Source organism: Microcystis wesenbergii NRERC-220, assembly GCF_032027425.1.
Lineage (GTDB): Bacteria > Cyanobacteriota > Cyanobacteriia > Cyanobacteriales > Microcystaceae > Microcystis > Microcystis wesenbergii_A.
Window position 1 is genome coordinate 1,006,148 of record NZ_JAVSJA010000001.1, and the last position, 18,675, is coordinate 1,024,822.

21 protein-coding genes and 1 tRNA gene are annotated in these 18,675 nt (G+C 40.6%); 10 read left to right on the forward strand and 12 right to left on the reverse strand.

All coding sequences use genetic code 11. The features are described 5' to 3' along the window. The first annotated feature begins 291 nt into the window (after positions 1–291). Positions 292–636 carry a hypothetical protein gene (locus tag RAM70_RS04995; protein WP_061430783.1) on the forward strand — a complete coding sequence of 115 codons (345 nt, stop codon included), beginning with the start codon at positions 292–294 and terminating at the stop codon, positions 634–636. Positions 637–714: 78 nt separating this feature from the next. After that, positions 715–1,929: a DUF790 family protein gene (locus tag RAM70_RS05000; protein ID WP_190381040.1), complete on the forward strand. Its 1,215-nt coding sequence runs from the start codon at positions 715–717 to the stop codon at positions 1,927–1,929. 102 nt (positions 1,930–2,031) lie between these two features. On the opposite strand, the gene RAM70_RS05005 is transcribed toward RAM70_RS05000, so the two are convergent. The 11 genes from RAM70_RS05005 to radA form a co-directional block, all read right to left on the reverse strand. Next, positions 2,032–2,493 carry an Hsp20/alpha crystallin family protein gene (locus RAM70_RS05005; RefSeq protein ID WP_045361650.1) on the reverse strand — a complete coding sequence of 154 codons (462 nt, stop codon included), beginning with the start codon at positions 2,491–2,493 and terminating at the stop codon, positions 2,032–2,034. 349 nt (positions 2,494–2,842) lie between these two features. Continuing rightward, positions 2,843–4,216 carry a 1-acyl-sn-glycerol-3-phosphate acyltransferase gene (locus RAM70_RS05010; RefSeq protein WP_045361653.1) on the reverse strand — a complete coding sequence of 458 codons (1,374 nt, stop codon included), beginning with the start codon at positions 4,214–4,216 and terminating at the stop codon, positions 2,843–2,845. 296 nt (positions 4,217–4,512) lie between these two features. Then, a complete protein-coding gene (locus RAM70_RS05015; protein WP_190381708.1) occupies positions 4,513–5,343 on the reverse strand; it encodes a Uma2 family endonuclease in 831 nt (276 codons plus the stop codon). A gap of 185 nt (positions 5,344–5,528) precedes the next feature. Then, the gene (locus tag RAM70_RS05020; protein WP_045361657.1) at positions 5,529–6,458 is read right to left on the reverse strand and encodes a lysylphosphatidylglycerol synthase transmembrane domain-containing protein; all 930 of its coding nucleotides are present in this window, start codon (positions 6,456–6,458) and stop codon (positions 5,529–5,531) included. Then, the gene (locus RAM70_RS05025; RefSeq protein ID WP_045361660.1) at positions 6,451–6,909 is read right to left on the reverse strand and encodes a DUF29 domain-containing protein; all 459 of its coding nucleotides are present in this window, start codon (positions 6,907–6,909) and stop codon (positions 6,451–6,453) included. The genes RAM70_RS05020 and RAM70_RS05025 overlap by 8 nt, the downstream gene beginning before the upstream one ends. Before the next feature lie 11 nt (positions 6,910–6,920). Then, positions 6,921–7,376 (reverse strand): DUF29 domain-containing protein, encoded by a 456-nt coding sequence (locus RAM70_RS05030; protein ID WP_288016684.1) that lies wholly within the window; start codon positions 7,374–7,376, stop codon positions 6,921–6,923. Between the two features lie 11 nt (positions 7,377–7,387). Further along, positions 7,388–7,843 (reverse strand): DUF29 domain-containing protein, encoded by a 456-nt coding sequence (locus RAM70_RS05035; protein WP_045361665.1) that lies wholly within the window; start codon positions 7,841–7,843, stop codon positions 7,388–7,390. A gap of 11 nt (positions 7,844–7,854) precedes the next feature. Then, on the reverse strand, positions 7,855–8,310 hold the full coding sequence (locus RAM70_RS05040) for a DUF29 domain-containing protein (protein WP_002796852.1): 456 nt from the start codon (positions 8,308–8,310) through the stop codon (positions 7,855–7,857). A 12-nt stretch (positions 8,311–8,322) separates the two neighbouring features. Beyond that, entirely contained in the window at positions 8,323–8,778 is a 456-nt protein-coding gene (locus tag RAM70_RS05045) for a DUF29 domain-containing protein (protein WP_150975675.1), read from the reverse strand. 72 nt (positions 8,779–8,850) lie between these two features. Beyond that, positions 8,851–8,952, reverse strand: a complete 102-nt coding sequence (gene petL / locus RAM70_RS05050; protein WP_002791324.1) for a cytochrome b6-f complex subunit PetL — start codon at positions 8,950–8,952, stop codon at positions 8,851–8,853. Between the two features lie 45 nt (positions 8,953–8,997). Beyond that, positions 8,998–10,524, reverse strand: a complete 1,527-nt coding sequence (gene radA / locus RAM70_RS05055; protein WP_190381107.1) for a DNA repair protein RadA — start codon at positions 10,522–10,524, stop codon at positions 8,998–9,000. A gap of 233 nt (positions 10,525–10,757) precedes the next feature. Here radA and rpaB point away from each other — a divergent pair, with 233 nt between their 5' ends. The 5 genes from rpaB (at position 10,758) to RAM70_RS05080 (ending at position 14,845) form a co-directional block, all read left to right on the forward strand. Beyond that, positions 10,758–11,486 carry a response regulator transcription factor RpaB gene (gene rpaB / locus RAM70_RS05060; RefSeq protein WP_002781934.1) on the forward strand — a complete coding sequence of 243 codons (729 nt, stop codon included), beginning with the start codon at positions 10,758–10,760 and terminating at the stop codon, positions 11,484–11,486. A 9-nt stretch (positions 11,487–11,495) separates the two neighbouring features. Further along, the gene (locus RAM70_RS05065; RefSeq protein WP_312672580.1) at positions 11,496–12,137 is read left to right on the forward strand and encodes a cofactor assembly of complex C subunit B; all 642 of its coding nucleotides are present in this window, start codon (positions 11,496–11,498) and stop codon (positions 12,135–12,137) included. 81 nt (positions 12,138–12,218) lie between these two features. Next, entirely contained in the window at positions 12,219–12,773 is a 555-nt protein-coding gene (locus tag RAM70_RS05070; protein ID WP_045361678.1) for a lipolpp family protein, read from the forward strand. 44 nt (positions 12,774–12,817) lie between these two features. Next, positions 12,818–13,240, forward strand: a complete 423-nt coding sequence (locus RAM70_RS05075) for a shikimate 5-dehydrogenase (RefSeq protein WP_045361681.1) — start codon at positions 12,818–12,820, stop codon at positions 13,238–13,240. Positions 13,241–13,297: 57 nt separating this feature from the next. Next, a complete protein-coding gene (locus RAM70_RS05080; RefSeq protein WP_312672582.1) occupies positions 13,298–14,845 on the forward strand; it encodes a protein kinase domain-containing protein in 1,548 nt (515 codons plus the stop codon). A gap of 48 nt (positions 14,846–14,893) precedes the next feature. Here the strand turns inward: RAM70_RS05080 and trhO are convergent, their stop codons facing one another. Then, on the reverse strand, positions 14,894–15,706 hold the full coding sequence (gene trhO, locus RAM70_RS05085; protein ID WP_312672584.1) for an oxygen-dependent tRNA uridine(34) hydroxylase TrhO: 813 nt from the start codon (positions 15,704–15,706) through the stop codon (positions 14,894–14,896). A 77-nt stretch (positions 15,707–15,783) separates the two neighbouring features. Here trhO and RAM70_RS05090 point away from each other — a divergent pair. The 3 genes from RAM70_RS05090 to RAM70_RS05100 all read left to right on the forward strand — a co-directional run bounded on the left by RAM70_RS05090 (position 15,784) and on the right by RAM70_RS05100 (position 18,436). Further along, a tRNA-Ala gene (locus tag RAM70_RS05090) sits at positions 15,784–15,856 on the forward strand. 284 nt (positions 15,857–16,140) lie between these two features. Further along, positions 16,141–16,923, forward strand: a complete 783-nt coding sequence (gene recO / locus RAM70_RS05095) for a DNA repair protein RecO (RefSeq protein ID WP_312672586.1) — start codon at positions 16,141–16,143, stop codon at positions 16,921–16,923. A gap of 22 nt (positions 16,924–16,945) precedes the next feature. Further along, positions 16,946–18,436 (forward strand): MFS transporter, encoded by a 1,491-nt coding sequence (locus RAM70_RS05100; RefSeq protein WP_312672588.1) that lies wholly within the window; start codon positions 16,946–16,948, stop codon positions 18,434–18,436. Positions 18,437–18,675 lie beyond the last annotated feature (239 nt).

The window sequence follows — 18,675 nt, forward strand, 5'->3', positions numbered from 1 at the left end:
TAATAATTAATTAAATGGTATCTTGAACATATTTTAGGCAATTTAATCCTTATTTTTGCCGTTTTTGAACCCTCGAAAATTAATTATGCAAGAGGTTTAATCAAGGATGTTAACCTTTAAATCTGAGTTAAAACTCTACACTTGCTTCCACTTAAATGAGGCTGATTTTGTTCTGTGTTAGACTGATATTTGCGTAAGCTCTGCTCTCATTCTAGCATATATCGTGTCAATGTGCTACTATTTAACAGTAAAGCCAACCTAAAACGGCGGGGTTTCAGACCAAATTTTTCCATGATTCCTTTAACTCTTAATCTCTTGCAAGGTTCCGTTACTTTTCGTTTCAGTCCCAGTGCTGCCCTAGATTTGCAAAGGGAAATTAATATTTTACTTGATCGCCTAAAAGCGATCGCCAGTAATGCCTCTAGTGGGGGTAAACCCCAACCCCAAAAACCGCTGGAATATCAGCACACTGGTGATGTGTTTCTGGAAGTGTTTTGTAATCCCAATATTTATCCGAGTCCTTTTTCTGCTAAAGTTTTGTTAACGGTTCGCGATGATCGCCTACGCTTAACCACAGAAGCAGAATTAACCCGTGTGATCGAGGATTTAGAGCGTTATCTCGACCAAAATAGTTAGAAGCGGGGGATTTTTGGGGTTTCGACCTTTCCTTGTCGTTCCACCTTTCCCCATCTGATTATTCTTCTCTAGCTTGCCATGTTGCCGACCGATTTATTGATTTCCCGTCAAAATGGCGAGACAATTATTCCCAAACGCTTACCGATCGCTGCCGATTATCTGGCGATCGCTAAAGAACAAATCACCTGTTTTCAGGAAAGTATCGGTCAAACTAAGGGAGAATTAAGCCAAAAACTCCTAATCTTGGAGGGAGACAGTCCCGATTATAAAATTAAACGGGGATTTGCTCACCTATTAACCAATCATTTTGCCACCTTTGAGATTATTAGTCCCTTAGAACCGCAGGAATTAAGAAAAAGAGTTTTTGAACAAGCGGCCAAGTTTGTTCCTATTCCCCAAAATCGATCGCTAATTCTTCAAACAATTGCCCAGCAACTCAGCCAAGAATTAAATCAAGAAATTTTTCCAGTGGCTCTAGAAAAAGGACTCTATGCTGATTTAGCAGAGAATAAAATTCTGACTCAATTTGATGCTCCCACCCCCGAAAACCTAATTTATCGTTTTAACCTCTCGCAAATTCAAGGTATTTTTTATCGGGCCAGTTATTTAATCATCAACGTCCACCGCAACGATCCGGGGGAATATAAATATCTCTTTCGCTATCTAAAACTATTTCGTTTAATGACTTATATCGAAGGGGATGCCGACACGGGATTCACTATTACTATCGATGGTCCCACCAGTTTATTTAAAGCTAACAGTCGTTATGGCATTGAAATCGCTAAATTAATTCCTGCCTTACTCCATGTTACTCACTGGAATCTGAAGGCACAATTACAGTACAAAGATTCCTATACAGGAACTATTAAAAAACAACAGTTCAATTTAGAGGATAACTGTGGTCTGGTGTCCCACTATTCCCCAGGTAAACCCTACGATAGTATGTTAGAGGAATCTTTCGCTAAACGTTGGTTACAGTTAAAAACTGAATGGCAGTTAGAAAGGGAAGTGGATTTAGTGCCTTTACCCGGAGGAGTGATGATTCCCGACTTCCGTTTAGTACATCCCGATGGTCGCGTTTTTCTCCTCGAAATTGTTGGTTATTGGCGACCAGAATACCTACAAAAGAAATTTTTACAGGTTAAATCGGCCCAAGCAAATAATCTAATTTTAGCCGTATCGGAACGGTTAAATCTAGAAAAAGCTGGAGTTAAATTTCAAAATCTACCCGCTCAGGTTATCTGGTTTAAAGATAAATTATCACCCCAAGCAGTGTTAGAAGTTTTAAATTAAAAGGTTAAGAAGTTAAAAGCGGAAGTATAGTTTCATACTCCCGCTTCGGTTTAATCAGACTAGGTTAGCCTTTTCGCTTAAGACCAGACAATGAGTGCTACCTTATTGAGCAATGGCAGGACTGATGGACACTTTCACCACTTTATTTTTTTCTTCTTCCGCTTTCGGGAGGGTGAGATTGAGAATGCCATCTTTGTATTCAGCGATCACGTTAGTGTTATCAACCCGGACCGGTAGAGGAATAACCCGATGGAATTTACCATAACGGAATTCAGTGCGGGTAAATCCTTCCTCTTCGGTTTTAATTTCCGATTTTCTTTCACCATTAATGGTCAGACTATCGGCTGTTACTTCCACGTTGAGGTCTTTGGCTTCCATACCAGGTATTTCCAGTTTAAGCTGAACTGCCTCTGGCGTTTCGGTAATTTCCGCCGCTGGGATGAAGGATAACCCCATTTTTTCGCCATTGCCTACATCAGTCGGCACAAGACGGTCAAACAAGCGATTCATTTCTTTTTGTAGGCTTTCTACTTCTCTGAAAGGTTCCCAACGTATAAGTGCCATATAATTCACCTCCGCAGTTTTCTTGACGCTAGAGATTTTGATTTATCTCTACACTTTTAGGATAGATAAAAGATTCTCTGACTGGGGTAGGGTTTTCGGTATTGAGTTTTTCCAGATTCCCGTACTATCTCCTATACTAGAGCTAGGTGAAAAAGTTTTTCCCGGGGAAGTGGGAAGTGGGGAGTGGGTAGGGTTGATTCATGAATCAACCCTACTATGAATTAACCCTACTATGAATTAACCCTACTATGAATTAACCCTAGGGGAGTGGGGGGTTTTCTCAGTGAACTGATAACTGATAACTGATAACTGACTCCACCAACAGACTTTTTCAGTAAACCCTAATTATCTACTGATGAATAATTAAACTTTCTAAACTGGTTTGTAAATCTTGGGTTAATTGTGCTACGGCCGAGCGTCGATCGCTTTTATAATCGCCATAGCGCTCGGATACGCAAATAGGCTTACCGATAGTTATTATCGCTTTTTGTTGACCAATTTGGGGACGGAAAAAGGGATTACCTCCCTTAATTCTTGTCACTAAATCCCAGAGCAATAAAATTGTCTCTGCGAATCTTTCTACGGTGGGGTTTTCTTTTACATAATAACCGGTTACTGACACGAAACTTTCGACAATTCTCATGTGCCACATTTTTAAATTAGCTTCATCGGCCAGGCGATCAGCTAATCCTAATTCAAGGGGAGAAATAGAATGAGTGGGTTTTAATTCTTGGCGATAAATGCGTTCCCATCCTGCTTGTTCTAAACGACGACAGCGATCGATCACATTACCATTAGGAGAAACATTAAAATACTTTTCTACGGTTTGTAAGGCCACATCTAATAAATTGGCTAAACGTTTGGCTAGGGTTTCGTTCGGATCATCACCATTGGCAGGCACTACCGGCAAAGATTGATAGTAGAAATCTCGATAAAAATCCTCCATTAAGGATAATAATCTTTCTCCTAACCGAAAAAGACGCTCGTATAAAACCTTTTCTTCTAGGGATGAATTCGGGATTGGTTGTAAACCGCTATCGGTTTCTAAATTAGTTAAAATTTGCTCGATTTCTTGCCACACTGGAGTCAGATAAAAATACTGAATACCAATAGGTAAAATAATTACTTCCTGCTGTTGTTTAGCTTTTCTGACATCATCCACACCCCAAAAAGCCAATTGAGAAATACCCGGCTCAATAGCACTGACAAGCTCATTATGTCCGTTAGTTGCCCCTTCTGGAGCAGCGGCTAAAGGATAATCTCCTTCTAATAATAAACGACGAGCCGAACGCAATCCGATTAAATCGGCTTTTCCCCGTTGAATTGGTGTGCCACCTAACTTAGAATATAACCATCCTACCCTTTCTCCAGCCCATAAAGGAATACCTCGATCGTACATAAAATGAGCGTGAATCGGTGCTGGTAATTTTATTCCTAACTCTTGGGCTTTTTTGGGTACTAATTTCCACAAAAGATAGGCCATACAGTAGGGATCGTTAATACTGGGATGACGAAAAGCAAGCAGTAAACGGACTTTTTTCTCTTGACTTTTTTGATAAAATGTGATTAAAGTTTCTAGATTGGCGGCGGAAATTTCTCTTAAATTGGTTTTAGTTTGTAACCAGAGAGGTAAAAAGATTTGACATCCCTTTAAAAGCAAGGGATTAAGGTCAGGGGGGATAAATTCGAGGGGGGGTTGTGCGCCCAAAGATAGATTAGACATACAAGTAGTCGTGCCAAATAAATTTCCTAGTTGAGACTCCGAGACAGGTATCAGATTTTAGTTTTCAGTTCATTGTTTACTGTTTACTGTTTACTGTTTAAGGAAGAATAAAAGAAAACTCTGATCAATAATTACCCACTGGCCAAAAGGTAATCACAGCAGCAAACAGGTGTCGAGCTAGATTTCAAATACACTGGGATTGCAGGCTCCCTCAACTGTGAAAGGAGAAATTAACCGACTTTGAACGAGGAGGAACAGGAGCAGTTTACCTCCTCACCTAAACAAATACAGCTATACTATAGCTCTATCCCCATTTCTCGCAAACGAGCCGCCATCTGTTGAGAACGCTGTCTTTCCGCTTCCAGAGCTTGCTGAGTAACATTTAATTGCTCCTGTGCTGCGGCTGCCTGCTCCTGGGCTGCAGCTGCTTGCTCCTGGGCCGCAGCCGCTTGCTCCTGGGCCGCTTCTTCCGGCAAGGGGATTAAATTGCCTTCCGGGTCATAAAATCTCGCCCAAATTGCCGTTTCTCGGTCAATAGTCCCCTCCCAAGTCCCCAACCAATAGCCTAAAGTTTCACACCATAACCAGCCGCGCTCGTTTCGTTCTAAAGAATGGTAGCGTTGGTCAGACCCTAAATGCCATCCTTGTAAAGAATTGGCATCAAAAGGATCGTAGATGAAATAATCTGGTGTGCGGAAGGTTCCCTCATAAATTGCCTTTTTTCGCACTTTATCGGTCTTGGCGGTACTAGGAGAGGTTAATTCCACGATAACGTCAGGATAACGTCCCTCTTCTTCCCAAATTACCCAACCCTGTCGCTCTCTCTTGCCATCGACATTGAGGACAGCGAAGAAATCGGGCCCGCGAAAATCGCGATTTTTGGCTTGTTCACGGCTGAAATAAATAAACATATTGCCACCGGTGTAGAAGTCGTCTCGTTCGCCGTAACCCTGGTGTAGGGAGCGAATCAAGACATTCATGGCAATGCGGTGTCGGTTGCTTGCCAAGGGTTCACCATCATCAAAAATTAAGTCTGTGGGGGGTGGGGTGGGTTCCCAGAAGTCCTCGAAATCTTCTTCTATCAGTGCCGGAGAGGTGGCAGTTTCGTCGCTTTTGGCAATCGTCATTTTTTCGGCCTCTCTAGGTGGGAGTATCCATATTTTTGCTGATTATTGATCCTATGTTACATCAGAATTTAGGAGTGAGGAGATAGATGTTAGGAGTTGAGAAAATTATCTTCGGTTAACAATGATCAAAACTTTTCTTCTGGGTGCGTTACATTGGGCTAACACACCCGACTAATATCCTTAAGCTAACCCAAAAACTTGGCTTTATCTTTAACTAATTTTGTCCCGATTCCGGCGGCAATGACTTCGGAGAGAATGCTAATTAAACGATAGATAGCAACGGTGACAAGTACGTTAGCGGCGGGAAATTTTTCTGTGTCTAAAAGTGCGATCACTGTAGCTTCAAAAACTCCTAATCCCCCCGGCGCTCCGGGGACAACTAAACCCAATAACCAAGCAAAACTAAAGGTTCCTAAGAGGGGTAAAATCTGAGCGGGGGTAATCATTTTTAATACCATCCAAGCTAAAATAAAACCCGCACCGCGCCACAATAAAAATCCAGTTTCACCCAGGAGAGGTACAAGAGGATATTTAGTTAGATAAACCGGTTCTTGAGCAATCTTTTTCTTTTGGCTAAGGATTTTCAGAGGATAATTTAAAAATTTGGGATGAATGCCGATTAAAATTAATCCTAAAACTAATATCTGTATCCCTAGACTTGAGCTAGATTTCATCCAACCTAAACCACTACCAATAACTGCTATGGCTAAGGCTGCACATACCAGCAATAAAAGTTCTAATAAAACGCTTAAACTAGCGGTTCCCCAATCACTTCCTGCTTTATTAATTGCCACGATGCGAGCATAAAAGTGACCGATATTACCGGGTAGATATTTTCCTAAATTGGTAATCATATAGATGCCAATTCCTGCGGAGGTTTTAATCGGTTGTTGATAGCTTTTGAGTATCCATGTCCACACCCATCCTGCCCAAATTTGAGCGATAACGGTGGTTACAAGTGCCAAGAAAAGAAATAACCAGCCATGATTTTCAATTCTAACTGAGGTGACGTTATCCCAGTTATTTTTAAGGTTACTGAGAACAAAAAATAAGGTTCCCCCAATAATCAGCCAACGTAGAAACTTTTTCAGCATTTCGTTTTTTCCTTTATTCATTTTCTGGAGGAAACCAATCGAGATCAAGGAGATTTTCTAAACTGTAGGGACATTGCCCAAGAAAACTAACTTGATTATCGGTTTTTTCTCTAACATAATTTAAGGCTTTCTGGTAAATACGAGGTAATTCTTTAGTGAGATAATTGCGGAGATTAGTAGTTAAATAAGTGTCGATCTGGTTTTTGAAATTGACGATTTCTGAACGCCAATGACTACGATTATATTTTCTCTTGACTGTCCAAAATTGTAGCAGTAAACAATGTCTAATAATTTGCTCTAATAAACTAGCAACACGAAACTTTTTTTCGTTTCCCAAATCTTCTAACTCCTCGATTAAATTGTCTAAATCTAAAGCGTCAAAATTTTTAGCCTTGAGCAGCTCTATAGTTTCTTCTAACCAGAGAGAATCATCAATTTCGTAGAGAGTTTTTAAGTCGGGAATAACAGTCATTATCATCTCCTTTATTCATAAGGTGGTAGCCAATTGGGATCGAGAAGTTCTTCTAAACTGTAGGGACAAGTATCGGGAAAAATAACTTGATTTTTTGTCTTTTTTCTCACATAACGGGTTGCCTTCTGATAAATATTATCAAATTCTTGTTCTAAATATTTCCGTAAACTTGCCGTTAGGTAGGTATTTAATTGATCTTGAAAATTTACCAGTTCTGATTCCCAATGACTTTGATTATATTCTCTTTCCCTTGTCCAAAATTGCAGTAACAAAGCATGACGAATAATTTGCTGTAAAAAACTAGCAACACGAAACTTTTTTTCGTTTCCCAAATCTTCTAACTCCTCGATTAAATTATCTAAATCTAAAGCGTCAAATCTCTTCGCTTTTAAGAGTTCGATAGTTTCTTCTAACCAGAGAGAATCATCAATTTCGTAGAGAGTTTTTAAGTCGGGAATAACAGTCATTATCATCTCCTTTATTCATAAGGTGGTAGCCAATTGGGATCGAGAAGTTCTTCTAAACTGTAGGGACAAGTATCGGGAAAGTTGACTTGATTTTTAGTCTTTTTTCTGACAAAGAAAACTGCATCTTCATAAATGTTAGTTAATTCATTTTGTAAATAATTACGGAGATTGGTGGTTAAGTATCTTTTTAGCTGAATTTGAAAGTTGACTATTTCTAACTCCCAGTGATCCTGATTATATGCTCTTTTCTCTGTCCAAAATTGCAGTAACAAAGCATGACGAATAATTTGCTCTAATAAACTGGCAACACGAAACCTTTTTTCGTTTCCCAAGTCTTCTAACTCCTCGATTAAGTTTTCTAAATCTAAAGCTTCATATCTTTTATTCTTCAATAGTTCTATGGTTGCTTCTAACCAGAGGGAATCATCAATTTCGTAGAGAGTTTTTAAGTCGGGAATAACAGTCATTATCATCTCCTTTATTCGTAAGGTGGTAGCCAATTAGGATCGAGAAGTTCTTCTAAACTGTAGGGACAAATATCAGGAAAGTTGACTTTATTATCAGTTTTTTGACGAACATATCGCACGGACTCAAAGTAAATTTGCTCAAATTCCTGTTCTAGATATTTACGAAGATTTGTAGTTAAATAGCGCTTTAACTGATATTGAAAACTGACTATCTCTGCTTGCCAATGAGCTTGATTATATTTTCTTTCACTTGTCCAAAATTGTAATAATAAACAATGTCTAATAATTTGCTGTAAAAAACTAGCAACACGAAACTTTTTCTCGTTTCCCAAGTCTTCTAACTCCTCGATCAAGTTTTCTAAATCTAAAGCGTCAAATTTTTTCGCCTTGAGCAGTTCAATGGTTTCTTCTAACCAGAGAGAATCATCAATTTCGTAGAGAGTTTTTAAGTCGGGAATAACAGTCATTTTTTATCTCCTTTATTTGTAAGGTGGTAGCCAATTAGGAGCGAGCAGTTCTTCTAAACTGTAGGGACAAGTATCAGGAAAGTTGACTTTATTATCGGTTTTTTGACGAAGATAGCGAAGGGCTTTTTCATAAATAGTTGCCAAATTATGTTCTAGATAATTTCTTAAATTAGTCGTCAAATAAGTATTAAGTTCATCTTTAAAATTGATAATTTCTGAACGCCAATGAGCCTGATTATATTCTCTTTCACTTGTCCAAAATTGTAATAATAAACAATGTCTAATAATTTGCTGTAAAAAACTAGCAACACGAAACTTTTTCTCGTTTCCCAAGTCTTCTAACTCCTCGATCAAGTTTTCTAAGTCTAGCGCTTCAAAATTTTTAGCCTTGAGCAGTTCGATAGTTTCTTCTAACCAGAGAGAATCATCAATTTCGTAGAGAGTTTTTAAGTCTAGAATAACAGTCATTTTTTATCTCCCCTAGAATTGGCAATAGTGACCAGTTAAACCGATCACTAAAGCTTTTTTACTGTTTATATACTAGATAATTTTAGCGGCGCGCAGACCGAAAAAGAGACCGAGGGCAATTCCGGTAAAAACGATCAGATAACCCGCCAAAGCAGCAACAGCTAACACAGACATGGTGAAAATCTCCCAAGTAATTTAATCTTTTTTAGCATTGTACCGTTATTCTTGCCCTTCCCCTTCCTCGTCTTCTATATCTTCCCCAAAGCGCTGCTGGGGGGGGATTGCGGCGACAATTGCCTCGATTACCTTGCCGACTGGAACAATTTCTAAGCCCACATCTTCGGGATAAACTTGACCTCTAGGGACAATTGCCCGTTTAAAGCCCAATTTAGCCGCTTCTTTTAATCTTAGTTCCATTTGCGACACTAAGCGCACTTGTCCGCCTAATCCCACTTCCCCGATTAAGACTGTGCGCGGATCGACGACTCGATCGCGAAAACTGGCGACAACAGCGATCGCAACTCCCAGATCCGCCGCCGGTTCTTCCACTCCCAACCCTCCTGCGGAGGCAACATAGGCATCTAATTTCGATAAAGGAATGCCGACGCGCTTTTCTAAAACGGCGAGAATTTGCTGTAATCGGTTGTATTCTATGCCCGTGGTCGATCTTCGGGGGGAAGCGTAGCTGGTGGGGCTAACTAATGCCTGTAACTCCACCACAATCGGGCGTGTACCTTCACAGGCTACCACCGTCGCCGTACCCGGGGAAAATTCGTCGCGATTGCCTAAAAATAATTCTGAGGGGTTTTCCACTTCCACCAAACCGTGGTCCACCATCTCGAAAATACCGATCTCATGGGTTGCCCCAAAACGGTTTTTCACGGATCTTAAGAGACGATGGGAGGCATAGCGATCGCCTTCAAAATATAACACCGTATCGACCAAATGTTCCAAAACTCGCGGACCAGCGATCGCCCCTTCTTTAGTCACATGACCGACAATTAATAAAGTAATATTCTCCCGTTTTGCCACCTGCATCAAGGCGGAGGTACATTCGCGAACTTGGGCGACAGATCCCGGTGCGGAAGTTAAGGCCCCAAAATAAAGAGTTTGAATACTGTCAATTACCGCCACCTGTGGGCGTAAAGATTCTAATTCTCGCAAAATTTCCTCTAAATCGGTCTCTGGCAGAACATAGAGATGATTATCGAGTTCTGCGGTTGATTCGGAGGCTTTTTTCTCCTTGCCATTGCCATTATTTTCCGACTCCACGGCAACCACTCCCACCCCCAAACGGGCAGCCCGCAGTTTAATCTGTTGTCCCGATTCTTCGGCGGAAACGTAGAGGATGCGCGGTAATCTTTGGGCGAGTTGGTTGGTAACTTGCAGTAAAAGCGTCGATTTGCCGATGCCCGGATCGCCGCCGATTAGTACAAGAGAACCCGGGACGATGCCGCCACCGAGAACGCGATCGAATTCCCCGTAACCAGAGGGAAAACGTTCCTGTTCATACTGGGTAATTTCCGAGAAGCGCACCGAGATGCGCGGTTGGGGGTTGCGTTCCCCTTTGCCGTTATTTGGGCGACTATTTTGCCATCCTGGGCGATTTACCGCCGGATTATTGCCACCAGCCACCACTTGTTCTTCTAGCGTCCCGTAGGTGTCACAACTGGGGCATTTTCCTAACCATTGGGGAGATTCCGCCCCACAAGCACTACAGATATATATTGTTCGCGATTTCGCCATGTTTTTTAAGAAAAGTTGAAGAAAAGCGGTTTGGGGATTAATTCTCTTGTCAAATTTAGTTAAGTATGATAAAGGGGAAGGAAGACCATAAAGTTATTGATAATTGCCATAAAAGAAATAAAATAGGAAATTTAGGCTTAATGATAACGGCCAAAGGATATTCTATAAACAGGAACGCTCGTTATTTAACTTTAAAATTCATCACACTATTTAACTAAGGAGTGTTAATTCAGTTGGAGAACCAGAAGGAAAAAATTCTCGTTGTTGATGATGAAGCCAGCATCCGTCGTATCTTAGAGACTCGTTTGTCGATGATTGGTTATGAAGTCGTCACCGCCGCCGACGGCGAGGAAGCTTTAGAAACCTTCCGCACCGCCGAACCCGATTTAGTGGTTTTGGATGTGATGATGCCGAAATTAGACGGTTACGGTGTCTGTCAGGAACTCCGCAAAGAATCGGATATTCCTATCATTATGTTAACCGCTTTGGGGGATGTGGCTGATCGAATTACTGGGCTAGAATTGGGGGCGGATGACTATGTAGTTAAACCTTTTTCTCCCAAAGAACTCGAGGCGCGGATTCGTTCGGTGTTGCGTCGGGTAGAGAAAAATGGCGCTCCAGGGATTCCTAGTTCCGGTGTGATTCATATCGGTTCAATTAAAATCGATACCAATAAACGCCAAGTTTATAAGGGAGATGAACGCATCCGTCTGACCGGTATGGAATTTAGTTTACTAGAATTATTGGTCAGTCGCTCGGGAGAAGCTTTTTCCCGCTCGGAAATCCTTCAGGAAGTTTGGGGTTATACCCCCGAACGTCATGTGGATACGCGGGTGGTAGATGTACATATTTCCCGTTTACGAGCCAAATTAGAGGATGATCCCAGCAATCCTGAGTTAATTCTCACCGCTAGAGGTACAGGCTATCTTTTTCAACGTATTCTAGAACCAGACGAGGAATAGTTCTCAGCTATGGCACCAGCTGATCCCGATCGTATTTTAAGACTGTTACCCCTGTTCGCCGGCATCGTCGGGGGTACGGTATTAATGTTTAATCGTTTTGCCACTGCCGATTTAACCCCATCGCAAGCGCGTTCCGATGTGATGGGAGTGATTTTGAGTGGGGTTTTAATTTTGGTGGGTTTAATCTGGCAAAGAGTTCAACCCCGCTTACCGGATGCTGTGGAATTAATCGGGCGCGAAGGCCTGGAATTTGCCACAGATTTGCCAGAACCGGTTAAAATTGAGCTTGCCTGGGCTTCCCATTTACTTTTAACTAACACCGCCACAAAATCTCTGATCGTTTATTATCAGGGACAGGTTTTATTACGTCGCGGTATCTTAAGCCAGAATTCTGAAGTTAAAGTTAGTAATATTATCAAAAGAGTTTTAGAAACCGGTAAAGCAGTTTATTTAGTTAATTTAAATTTATATCCCGCTAAAATCGAGTTTGACTATTTGCCAGAAAACACCCAAGGCTTAATCTGTCAACCCATCGGTAAGGAAGGGGTGTTAATTTTGGCGGCAAATGCGCCGCGCAGTTATACTAAACAAGATGAAATTTGGATCGAGGGAATTGCTGATAAATTAGCCAACACTTTCAGTCAGTTTTAGACGATTTCAGTAATATTTAAGAATTTGGTTAAGATGAGAGTAGGCAATTAGCGATCGACTTGTAGCTAAGGATTTTAACCGATGACTCAAACTGGTGAAACCGTTACCTATTCGCTGGAATCCGTCCTGACAAGGATCGAGGGTAAAATCGACAATTTTCAAAGGGATGTTAATCAAAAATTTGATACTCTCCAGAGGGATGTAGATCAGAAAATCGACTCTTTCCACAGAGATGTGGATCAGAAAATAGATTCCTTCCAGAGAGATGTTAATCAAAAATTTGAAACCTTCCAAAAAGATGTGGATCAAAAATTTGACACTCTCCAAAAAGATGTGGATCAAAAATTTGATACTCTCCAAAAAGATGTGGATCAAAAATTTGACACTCTCCAAAAAGATGTTAATGATTTAAAAGTGGAACCCACAGAAATAAAGGGAGAGATTAAAACTCTGACTGAAAAAGTCGCAGGTATCGATAAACGACTGGAAAAAGTCGAGGATAGTTATGCAATCCTAGTTAAAGATATTGCTGACTTAAAAGGGTTTAAATCCCTGATTATCCCGATGGTTGTGGCTTTTTTAAGTGCTGTGGTCACTTTAGGATTGCACGGCTTTTTTCTTGGCAACAAACCTTAATTTTTTATGTCAAGAAAGTAGTTATTTGCAAGAGGTTTTTAATTATGACACAAACTAGCGAAACCGTTACCTATTCTCTCGAATCTGTCCTGACAAGGATCGAGAGTAAAATCGACACCCTCCAAAGAGATGTTAATCAGAAAATCGACAATCTCCAAAGAGATATGGATCACAAATTTGACAGTCTCCAAAAAGATGTTAATCAAAAATTTGACACTCTCCAAAAAGATGTTAATGATTTAAAGGTGGAAGTCACAGAAATCAAAGGAGATATTAAAACTCTTGATCAGAAAGTCGAAGCGATGGATAAACGACTGGAAAAAGTCGAGGATAGTTATGCAATCCTAGTTAAAGATATTGCTGACTTGAAAGGGTTTAAATCTCTGATTATCCCCATGGTTGTGGCTTTTTTAAGTGCCGTGGTCACTTTGGGATTGCGCGGCTTTTTTCTTGGCAATAAACCTTAAATATATCAGTGGATATTTTAATCATCAAGTTTATTTTGTACTCTACCAATAAAATCCATGAGTTTTTGCATTAATCCTCATTGTCCTAAACCGAAAAGTATCAAGGAGAGTCGTTACTGTCAATCCTGTGGTTCCGACTTGCTTTTAAATGGTAAATATCGAGTCACAAATTTATTGAGTGCCAAAGGTGGATTTGGTAATACCTATGAAGTGATAGATGAACGTAAAATACCCAAAGTATTAAAAGTTCTTACCTACGATTCCAGCAAAGCTATTGATTTATTTCAACAGGAAGCCAATCTTTTAAAACAATTAAATCACCCCGGTATTCCCAAAGGAGAAAACTATTTTATTTATCATCCCCGGGAGAGTCAAACTGCTTTACACTGTTTAGTCATGGAGAAAATTGCTGGTATTGACTTAGAAGAATATCAAAAACAAAGAGGATTTAAACCGATTGATTATCATCTCGCTTTGGATTGGTTAACTCAGTTAGCTAATATTCTCCACGAAGTTCATAAACATAAATTCTATCATCGCGACATCAAACCCTCTAATATTATCTTAAAACCCAATGGTCAATTAGTTTTAATTGATTTTGGGGCAGCGCGACAAGTCACTAAAACCGTCCTAGCAGGAGGTAAAAATACGGGAATTTATACCCCCGGATATGCTCCTCCCGAACAATCTCTCGGTCACTCTGTCCCCCAATCAGACTTTTATGCTTTGGGCAAAACTTTCGTCTTTTTGTTAACCGGTAAAGAACCCAGTGACCCGAAAATTTATAATATTAATACCAATGAATTTAACTGGCGTAAATATGCCCCAAAAATCCCTTCTCGATTAGCAGATTTTATCGATAATTTAATGGCAGAAAAACCTATTGATCGACCTAAAGATACCAAAACTTTGCTAAAAATTATTACTGATATTAAAGCTAATCTCCATCAAACTAAAAAAACTAAAAATTCTTCTCCTGAAAAACCTAGAATTATTCCTATTCCCAATCCTGCACTTATTTCTTTAATCGCTGCAATTTCTCCCAGTTATGCTGGTTTTTGGCTCCGGTTAAAAGCCTCTTTAATTGATTTTTTTATCGTTCTTATTCTCGCCGCTTTATTAGGTGGTTATATCTGTTTTCGCTTACAAAAATGGTCAACTTTTCAAGATTTAAATCTTAATTTTGATATTCCCAAAGAAATCTGGGTTTACTATGCCGCGGGATTAAGTGCAGCTGGAACAACAATTATCGGTTTTGCTTTATTTATAGCGGCAATTATCTATAATATTCAAGCCAAAATCAACTTTACTCACGAGCATATTGCCATTCTTAGCGCCCTCGGTTTAGGAATAGTTATTAAATGGTTATATTACGTTTTCTTAGAATATCTTTTTAAAGCCACTATTGGTAAAATGTTTTTTGATTTATCCGTCACCGATAGCCAAGGCCGACGCATATCTTTTGCGAGAGCCAATCGCCGCTACTTACTAAAATTTCTCTCCACTGCTCCCTTATATTTGGGCTTTTTACTGGCAGCCTGGACAAAGAAAAAACGCACCCTTCATGACATGATTTCCGGTACACAAATCCGCAAAAAAAAGTAACCAGAACCTAGAAAAGTAGGGAGATGAGAGCGGGACGATAGGATAAAATTAACTACAATAGGGACAAGATATTCCCGCTCGGTAATTTGGGGATTGTTGATCTTTTTCATCGATGGGATGACCGCAAGCGGGACACATTTCATAATGTCCTACCTCTAAATTAGCTGTTAGGGCCACTCTTTGATCGAAAACAAAACATTCTCCTTGCCAAAGACTCTGATCGGGACTAACTTCTTCTAAGTATTTCAAAATACCTCCCTCTAGCTGATAAACTTGAGAAAAGCCTTGATTTAATAAAAAAGCTGCCGCCTTTTCACAGCGAATTCCCCCCGTACAAAAAAGAGCTATTTTCTTATTGTTAATACTATCAAAATTTTCCTGAATATACTCGGGAAATTGGCGAAAATGCTGGATTTCCGGGTTAAGCGCTCCCGCAAAAGTACCGATCGCCACTTCATAATTATTACGAGTATCGATAACTACCACGTCCGGCTCTTTCAGTAATTGGTTCCACTGTTCAGTTTTGAGATGAATTCCTGTTTTTTCGAGAGGATTAGCCTTGGGTTGACCAAAAGTGACAATTTCCTGTTTTAAGCGAATTTTTAAGCGTTGAAAGGGCAAATAATCACAAACAGACTCTTTCACCTCTAGATTAGCTAAACGAGTATCGGTTTTTAACCAACTAATCACCTCCGCGATCGCTTGACGGTTTCCTGCGATCGTTGCATTAATCCCCTCGGCTGCCAGAAGAATAGTTCCTTTAATTCCTCTTTCTTGGCAGTATTTTTGTATTTCTGGCTGTTTTTGACGATAATCTGACAAAGCCACAAACTGGTAAAAAGTGGCGACTAGATAAGACATGGCAGGCAAGGGAAAAATTAACTTGTAATATTTTTCACTATAGGTTATAATAACGAGAGTGTCTCAAAAACCAGATCGGGGGTTTAGCTCAGTTGGTAGAGCGCCTGCTTTGCAAGCAGGATGTCAGCGGTTCGAGTCCGCTAACCTCCATAGTTTCCCTTTTGCCTGGTGATTAGCTCAATTCTTTTTGGGGAGACAATTAGCTAGGGTTTGCTGAAAAAATCTAAAAACCTTGTTGGGTAAGACTTTTAGACCTTTTGTCAATCAAAAAGTACCAGATATGGGAGTGATCGGGGGGAAATTTCCTGGACTTTTTCCCTGAAAATTAGGTAATTGACCCCCTCAAAATCGGTAAAACCCTACACCCCACACCCCACACCCCACACCCTGTCCCCACGAAAAACTTTTTGCCGCAGACCCTAGTTAATTATTAAATGATGTCTCGTACCTATCAAGCTACTGGAATCAATCTGCAAGGAATGGCCTTCGGAGAAGCCGATCGCATCTTAACTATTTTGACCGCCGAATATGGTTTAATTAGAGCCATTGCCCCTGGTGCGCGCAAGTATAAATCTTCCCTCCGGGGTAGAAGTGAACTATTTGTGGTCAATAATCTGTTAATAGTCGCAGGAAAATCCCTAGATAAGGTCGTTCAAGCCGAAACTATCGAATCTTATCCCAAATTAAGTCAAAATCTCGCCAAACTCACCGTTAGCCAATACCTCTGCGAACTGGTTTTGGCGATCGCCCTGAGCGAACAACCCCAGAGGGAATTATACGAATTAATCTGCAGCCATCTGGCCAGAATTGAAGTCCTCGACGAAAATGAATACATACTTCCCTACCTTTGTCAAGCAATTTTTCATTTCTTAATAATTGCTGGCTTAGTACCGCAAGTTCATAACTGCCTGTTGACGGGAAAAGCTTTAATTGGGGAAAATTGCCTAGGATTTAGTTTTGAGGCAGGGGGAATAATAGATCTAGCTGCCCTGACAGAAACAATCAACCCGCCCAAAATCGATAGTAAACTGACGTTGCAAGAACTGCAATTACTGCAATGCTTAGGAAAAACCGATTTTCCCCCACCAGAAAACCCTGCCTCAGAACTAGCTTGGATTAACCTCGATCGCCTGCTGCGCCGCTATACTCAATATCATCTGGGAAAAACTTTTCGCTCCTCGGCATTAGTTGAGGGTTTATCTCCCTTAGAATTTTAAACAGATAGCAAAAATCATCATAATGCAACTGTTTGACTCAGAAACTAGCGACGCTAATTCTAGCGACTCTTCCACACCTGTTTTTAATTCTTCCGATTCCTCACCGAGGCAATCCGACACAGAAACCATGAACCGCTTGCCTAAACGTGCGCCCAAATCCAATCCTAGTAAGGGTTTTGCCCCAGTGCTAAAAAACCCGCGCTTTCTCATTCTCTGGGCGGGGGGAATTTTTTCCCAATTAGCGGATAAATTCTATTTAGTCCTGATGATATCCCTAATTGCCACCCATTACCAAAAAGCCGATCAGTCGATTAGTGGCTGGGTATCGGCGATAATGATTGCTAATACAATTCCGGCGGTGTTAGTGGGTTCGGTGGCGGGTGTATATGTTGATAGATGGTTAAAAAAACAAGTTTTAGTTATTTCTAACCTTTTACGCGGGGCTTTTGTCCTCCTCATTCCCCTATTATTGTGGTTAGTGCGCGAGCAAACTTTAGCGGTTCCCCTCGGTTGGTTGCCTGACGGTTTAAGAAATTGGCATTACCGGTTACAGGGAGAATTTAACTTACCCTTCGGTTTTTTCCTGTTGTTAGTCATTACTTTTGTTGTCTCCACCTTAACCCAATTTTTTGCCCCCGCCGAACAATCTACCCTGCCATTAGTGGTAAAACGTCGTCATCTTCTACCCGCTAATTCCCTCAACACTTTAACCACCATGGCAGTATTAATTATCGGTTTTGCCATCGGTGAACCCCTATTAGCTTTTGCTGATAGCATTTTCGGCACTAGAGCCGGACAATTTGATATTGGCAAAGTGATGATTGTCGGTGCTTTTTATATAATTGCCGGTTTAATTCTAATTATCCTGCGAACTAACGAAAAATATGTTATTCCTACCGCAGAACAGCCCCATGTTTGGGAAGATATCCGCGACGGCATTCGTTACCTCAACAAAAATCATAAAGTTCGTAACGCTCTGATTCAATTAGTCATCTTATTCTGTATTTTTGCTGCCCTATCAGTATTAGCTGTCAGTATGGCTGAAAAACTACCCGGGTTAAAAGCTTCTCAATTCGGCTTTTTATTAGCCTCCTGTGGTGCAGGAATGGCAGTTAGTGCCATTACTTTGGGTTATTGGGGCCAAAAATTCTCCCACACCCAATTAAGTCTCTGGGGTTCCCTGGGTATGGCGGCAGCTTTAATCGGTTTATCCCTAGCCACAAAGAGTTTAATTTTAGCCTTCGCTATGACCGCTTTATTAGGGATTTTTGCCGCTTTAGTCGGGGTTCCCATGCAAACTACCCTACAGGCAGATACACCCCCCGAAATGCGCGGTAAAGTCTTTGGTTTAGAAAATAATGCCGTTAATATTGCCCTCTCTTTACCCTTAGCTGTCGCGGGTATCGCTGAAACTCAATTCGGACTCCGACCGGTATTATTAGCTTTAGCAGTTATGGCAGTTATCGGCGGTGGTTTTACTTGGTATGTTTCTCGCAATTTATTTAAAGATTAGCGGAAGTTTTCAGTTATCAGTTATCAGGAGTCAGTTATCAGGAGTCGGTCGTCAGGAGTCAGGAGATTGCTTTTATTTATTCTCCTATCTCCCCGGCAAAGAAGCGAAACTAAAATAGAAAACGGGTTTCTTCAAGAAACCCGTTTTCTAAGTAAGTCTTGTCAAGTAACCTTAAACTTGTTAGAATCAAAGAGTTGTTATTTTCTGGCAGTCATTCACCGCTCAGATTAGTTAAGATG

What these genes read in the sequence shown, in the direction of transcription:
- RAM70_RS05015 (WP_190381708.1), bottom strand. Translation starts at nt 5,343, where the DNA reads ATGACGATTGCCAAAAGCGACGAAACTGCCACCTCTCCGGCACTGATA.
- RAM70_RS05065 (WP_312672580.1), top strand. Translation starts at nt 11,496, where the DNA reads ATGGCACCAGCTGATCCCGATCGTATTTTAAGACTGTTACCCCTGTTC.
- RAM70_RS05005 (WP_045361650.1), bottom strand. Translation starts at nt 2,493, where the DNA reads ATGGCACTTATACGTTGGGAACCTTTCAGAGAAGTAGAAAGCCTACAA.
- radA (WP_190381107.1), bottom strand. Translation starts at nt 10,524, where the DNA reads ATGGCGAAATCGCGAACAATATATATCTGTAGTGCTTGTGGGGCGGAA.
- RAM70_RS05000 (WP_190381040.1), top strand. Translation starts at nt 715, where the DNA reads ATGTTGCCGACCGATTTATTGATTTCCCGTCAAAATGGCGAGACAATT.
- recO (WP_312672586.1), top strand. Translation starts at nt 16,141, where the DNA reads ATGATGTCTCGTACCTATCAAGCTACTGGAATCAATCTGCAAGGAATG.
- RAM70_RS04995 (WP_061430783.1), top strand. Translation starts at nt 292, where the DNA reads ATGATTCCTTTAACTCTTAATCTCTTGCAAGGTTCCGTTACTTTTCGT.
- RAM70_RS05010 (WP_045361653.1), bottom strand. Translation starts at nt 4,216, where the DNA reads ATGTCTAATCTATCTTTGGGCGCACAACCCCCCCTCGAATTTATCCCC.
- RAM70_RS05035 (WP_045361665.1), bottom strand. Translation starts at nt 7,843, where the DNA reads ATGACTGTTATTCCCGACTTAAAAACTCTCTACGAAATTGATGATTCC.
- RAM70_RS05040 (WP_002796852.1), bottom strand. Translation starts at nt 8,310, where the DNA reads ATGACTGTTATTCCCGACTTAAAAACTCTCTACGAAATTGATGATTCT.
- RAM70_RS05045 (WP_150975675.1), bottom strand. Translation starts at nt 8,778, where the DNA reads ATGACTGTTATTCTAGACTTAAAAACTCTCTACGAAATTGATGATTCT.
- petL (WP_002791324.1), bottom strand. Translation starts at nt 8,952, where the DNA reads ATGTCTGTGTTAGCTGTTGCTGCTTTGGCGGGTTATCTGATCGTTTTT.
- RAM70_RS05030 (WP_288016684.1), bottom strand. Translation starts at nt 7,376, where the DNA reads ATGACTGTTATTCCCGACTTAAAAACTCTCTACGAAATTGATGATTCT.
- RAM70_RS05025 (WP_045361660.1), bottom strand. Translation starts at nt 6,909, where the DNA reads ATGACTGTTATTCCCGACTTAAAAACTCTCTACGAAATTGATGATTCT.
- RAM70_RS05075 (WP_045361681.1), top strand. Translation starts at nt 12,818, where the DNA reads ATGACACAAACTAGCGAAACCGTTACCTATTCTCTCGAATCTGTCCTG.
- RAM70_RS05080 (WP_312672582.1), top strand. Translation starts at nt 13,298, where the DNA reads ATGAGTTTTTGCATTAATCCTCATTGTCCTAAACCGAAAAGTATCAAG.
- RAM70_RS05100 (WP_312672588.1), top strand. Translation starts at nt 16,946, where the DNA reads ATGCAACTGTTTGACTCAGAAACTAGCGACGCTAATTCTAGCGACTCT.
- trhO (WP_312672584.1), bottom strand. Translation starts at nt 15,706, where the DNA reads ATGTCTTATCTAGTCGCCACTTTTTACCAGTTTGTGGCTTTGTCAGAT.
- RAM70_RS05070 (WP_045361678.1), top strand. Translation starts at nt 12,219, where the DNA reads ATGACTCAAACTGGTGAAACCGTTACCTATTCGCTGGAATCCGTCCTG.
- RAM70_RS05020 (WP_045361657.1), bottom strand. Translation starts at nt 6,458, where the DNA reads ATGAATAAAGGAAAAAACGAAATGCTGAAAAAGTTTCTACGTTGGCTG.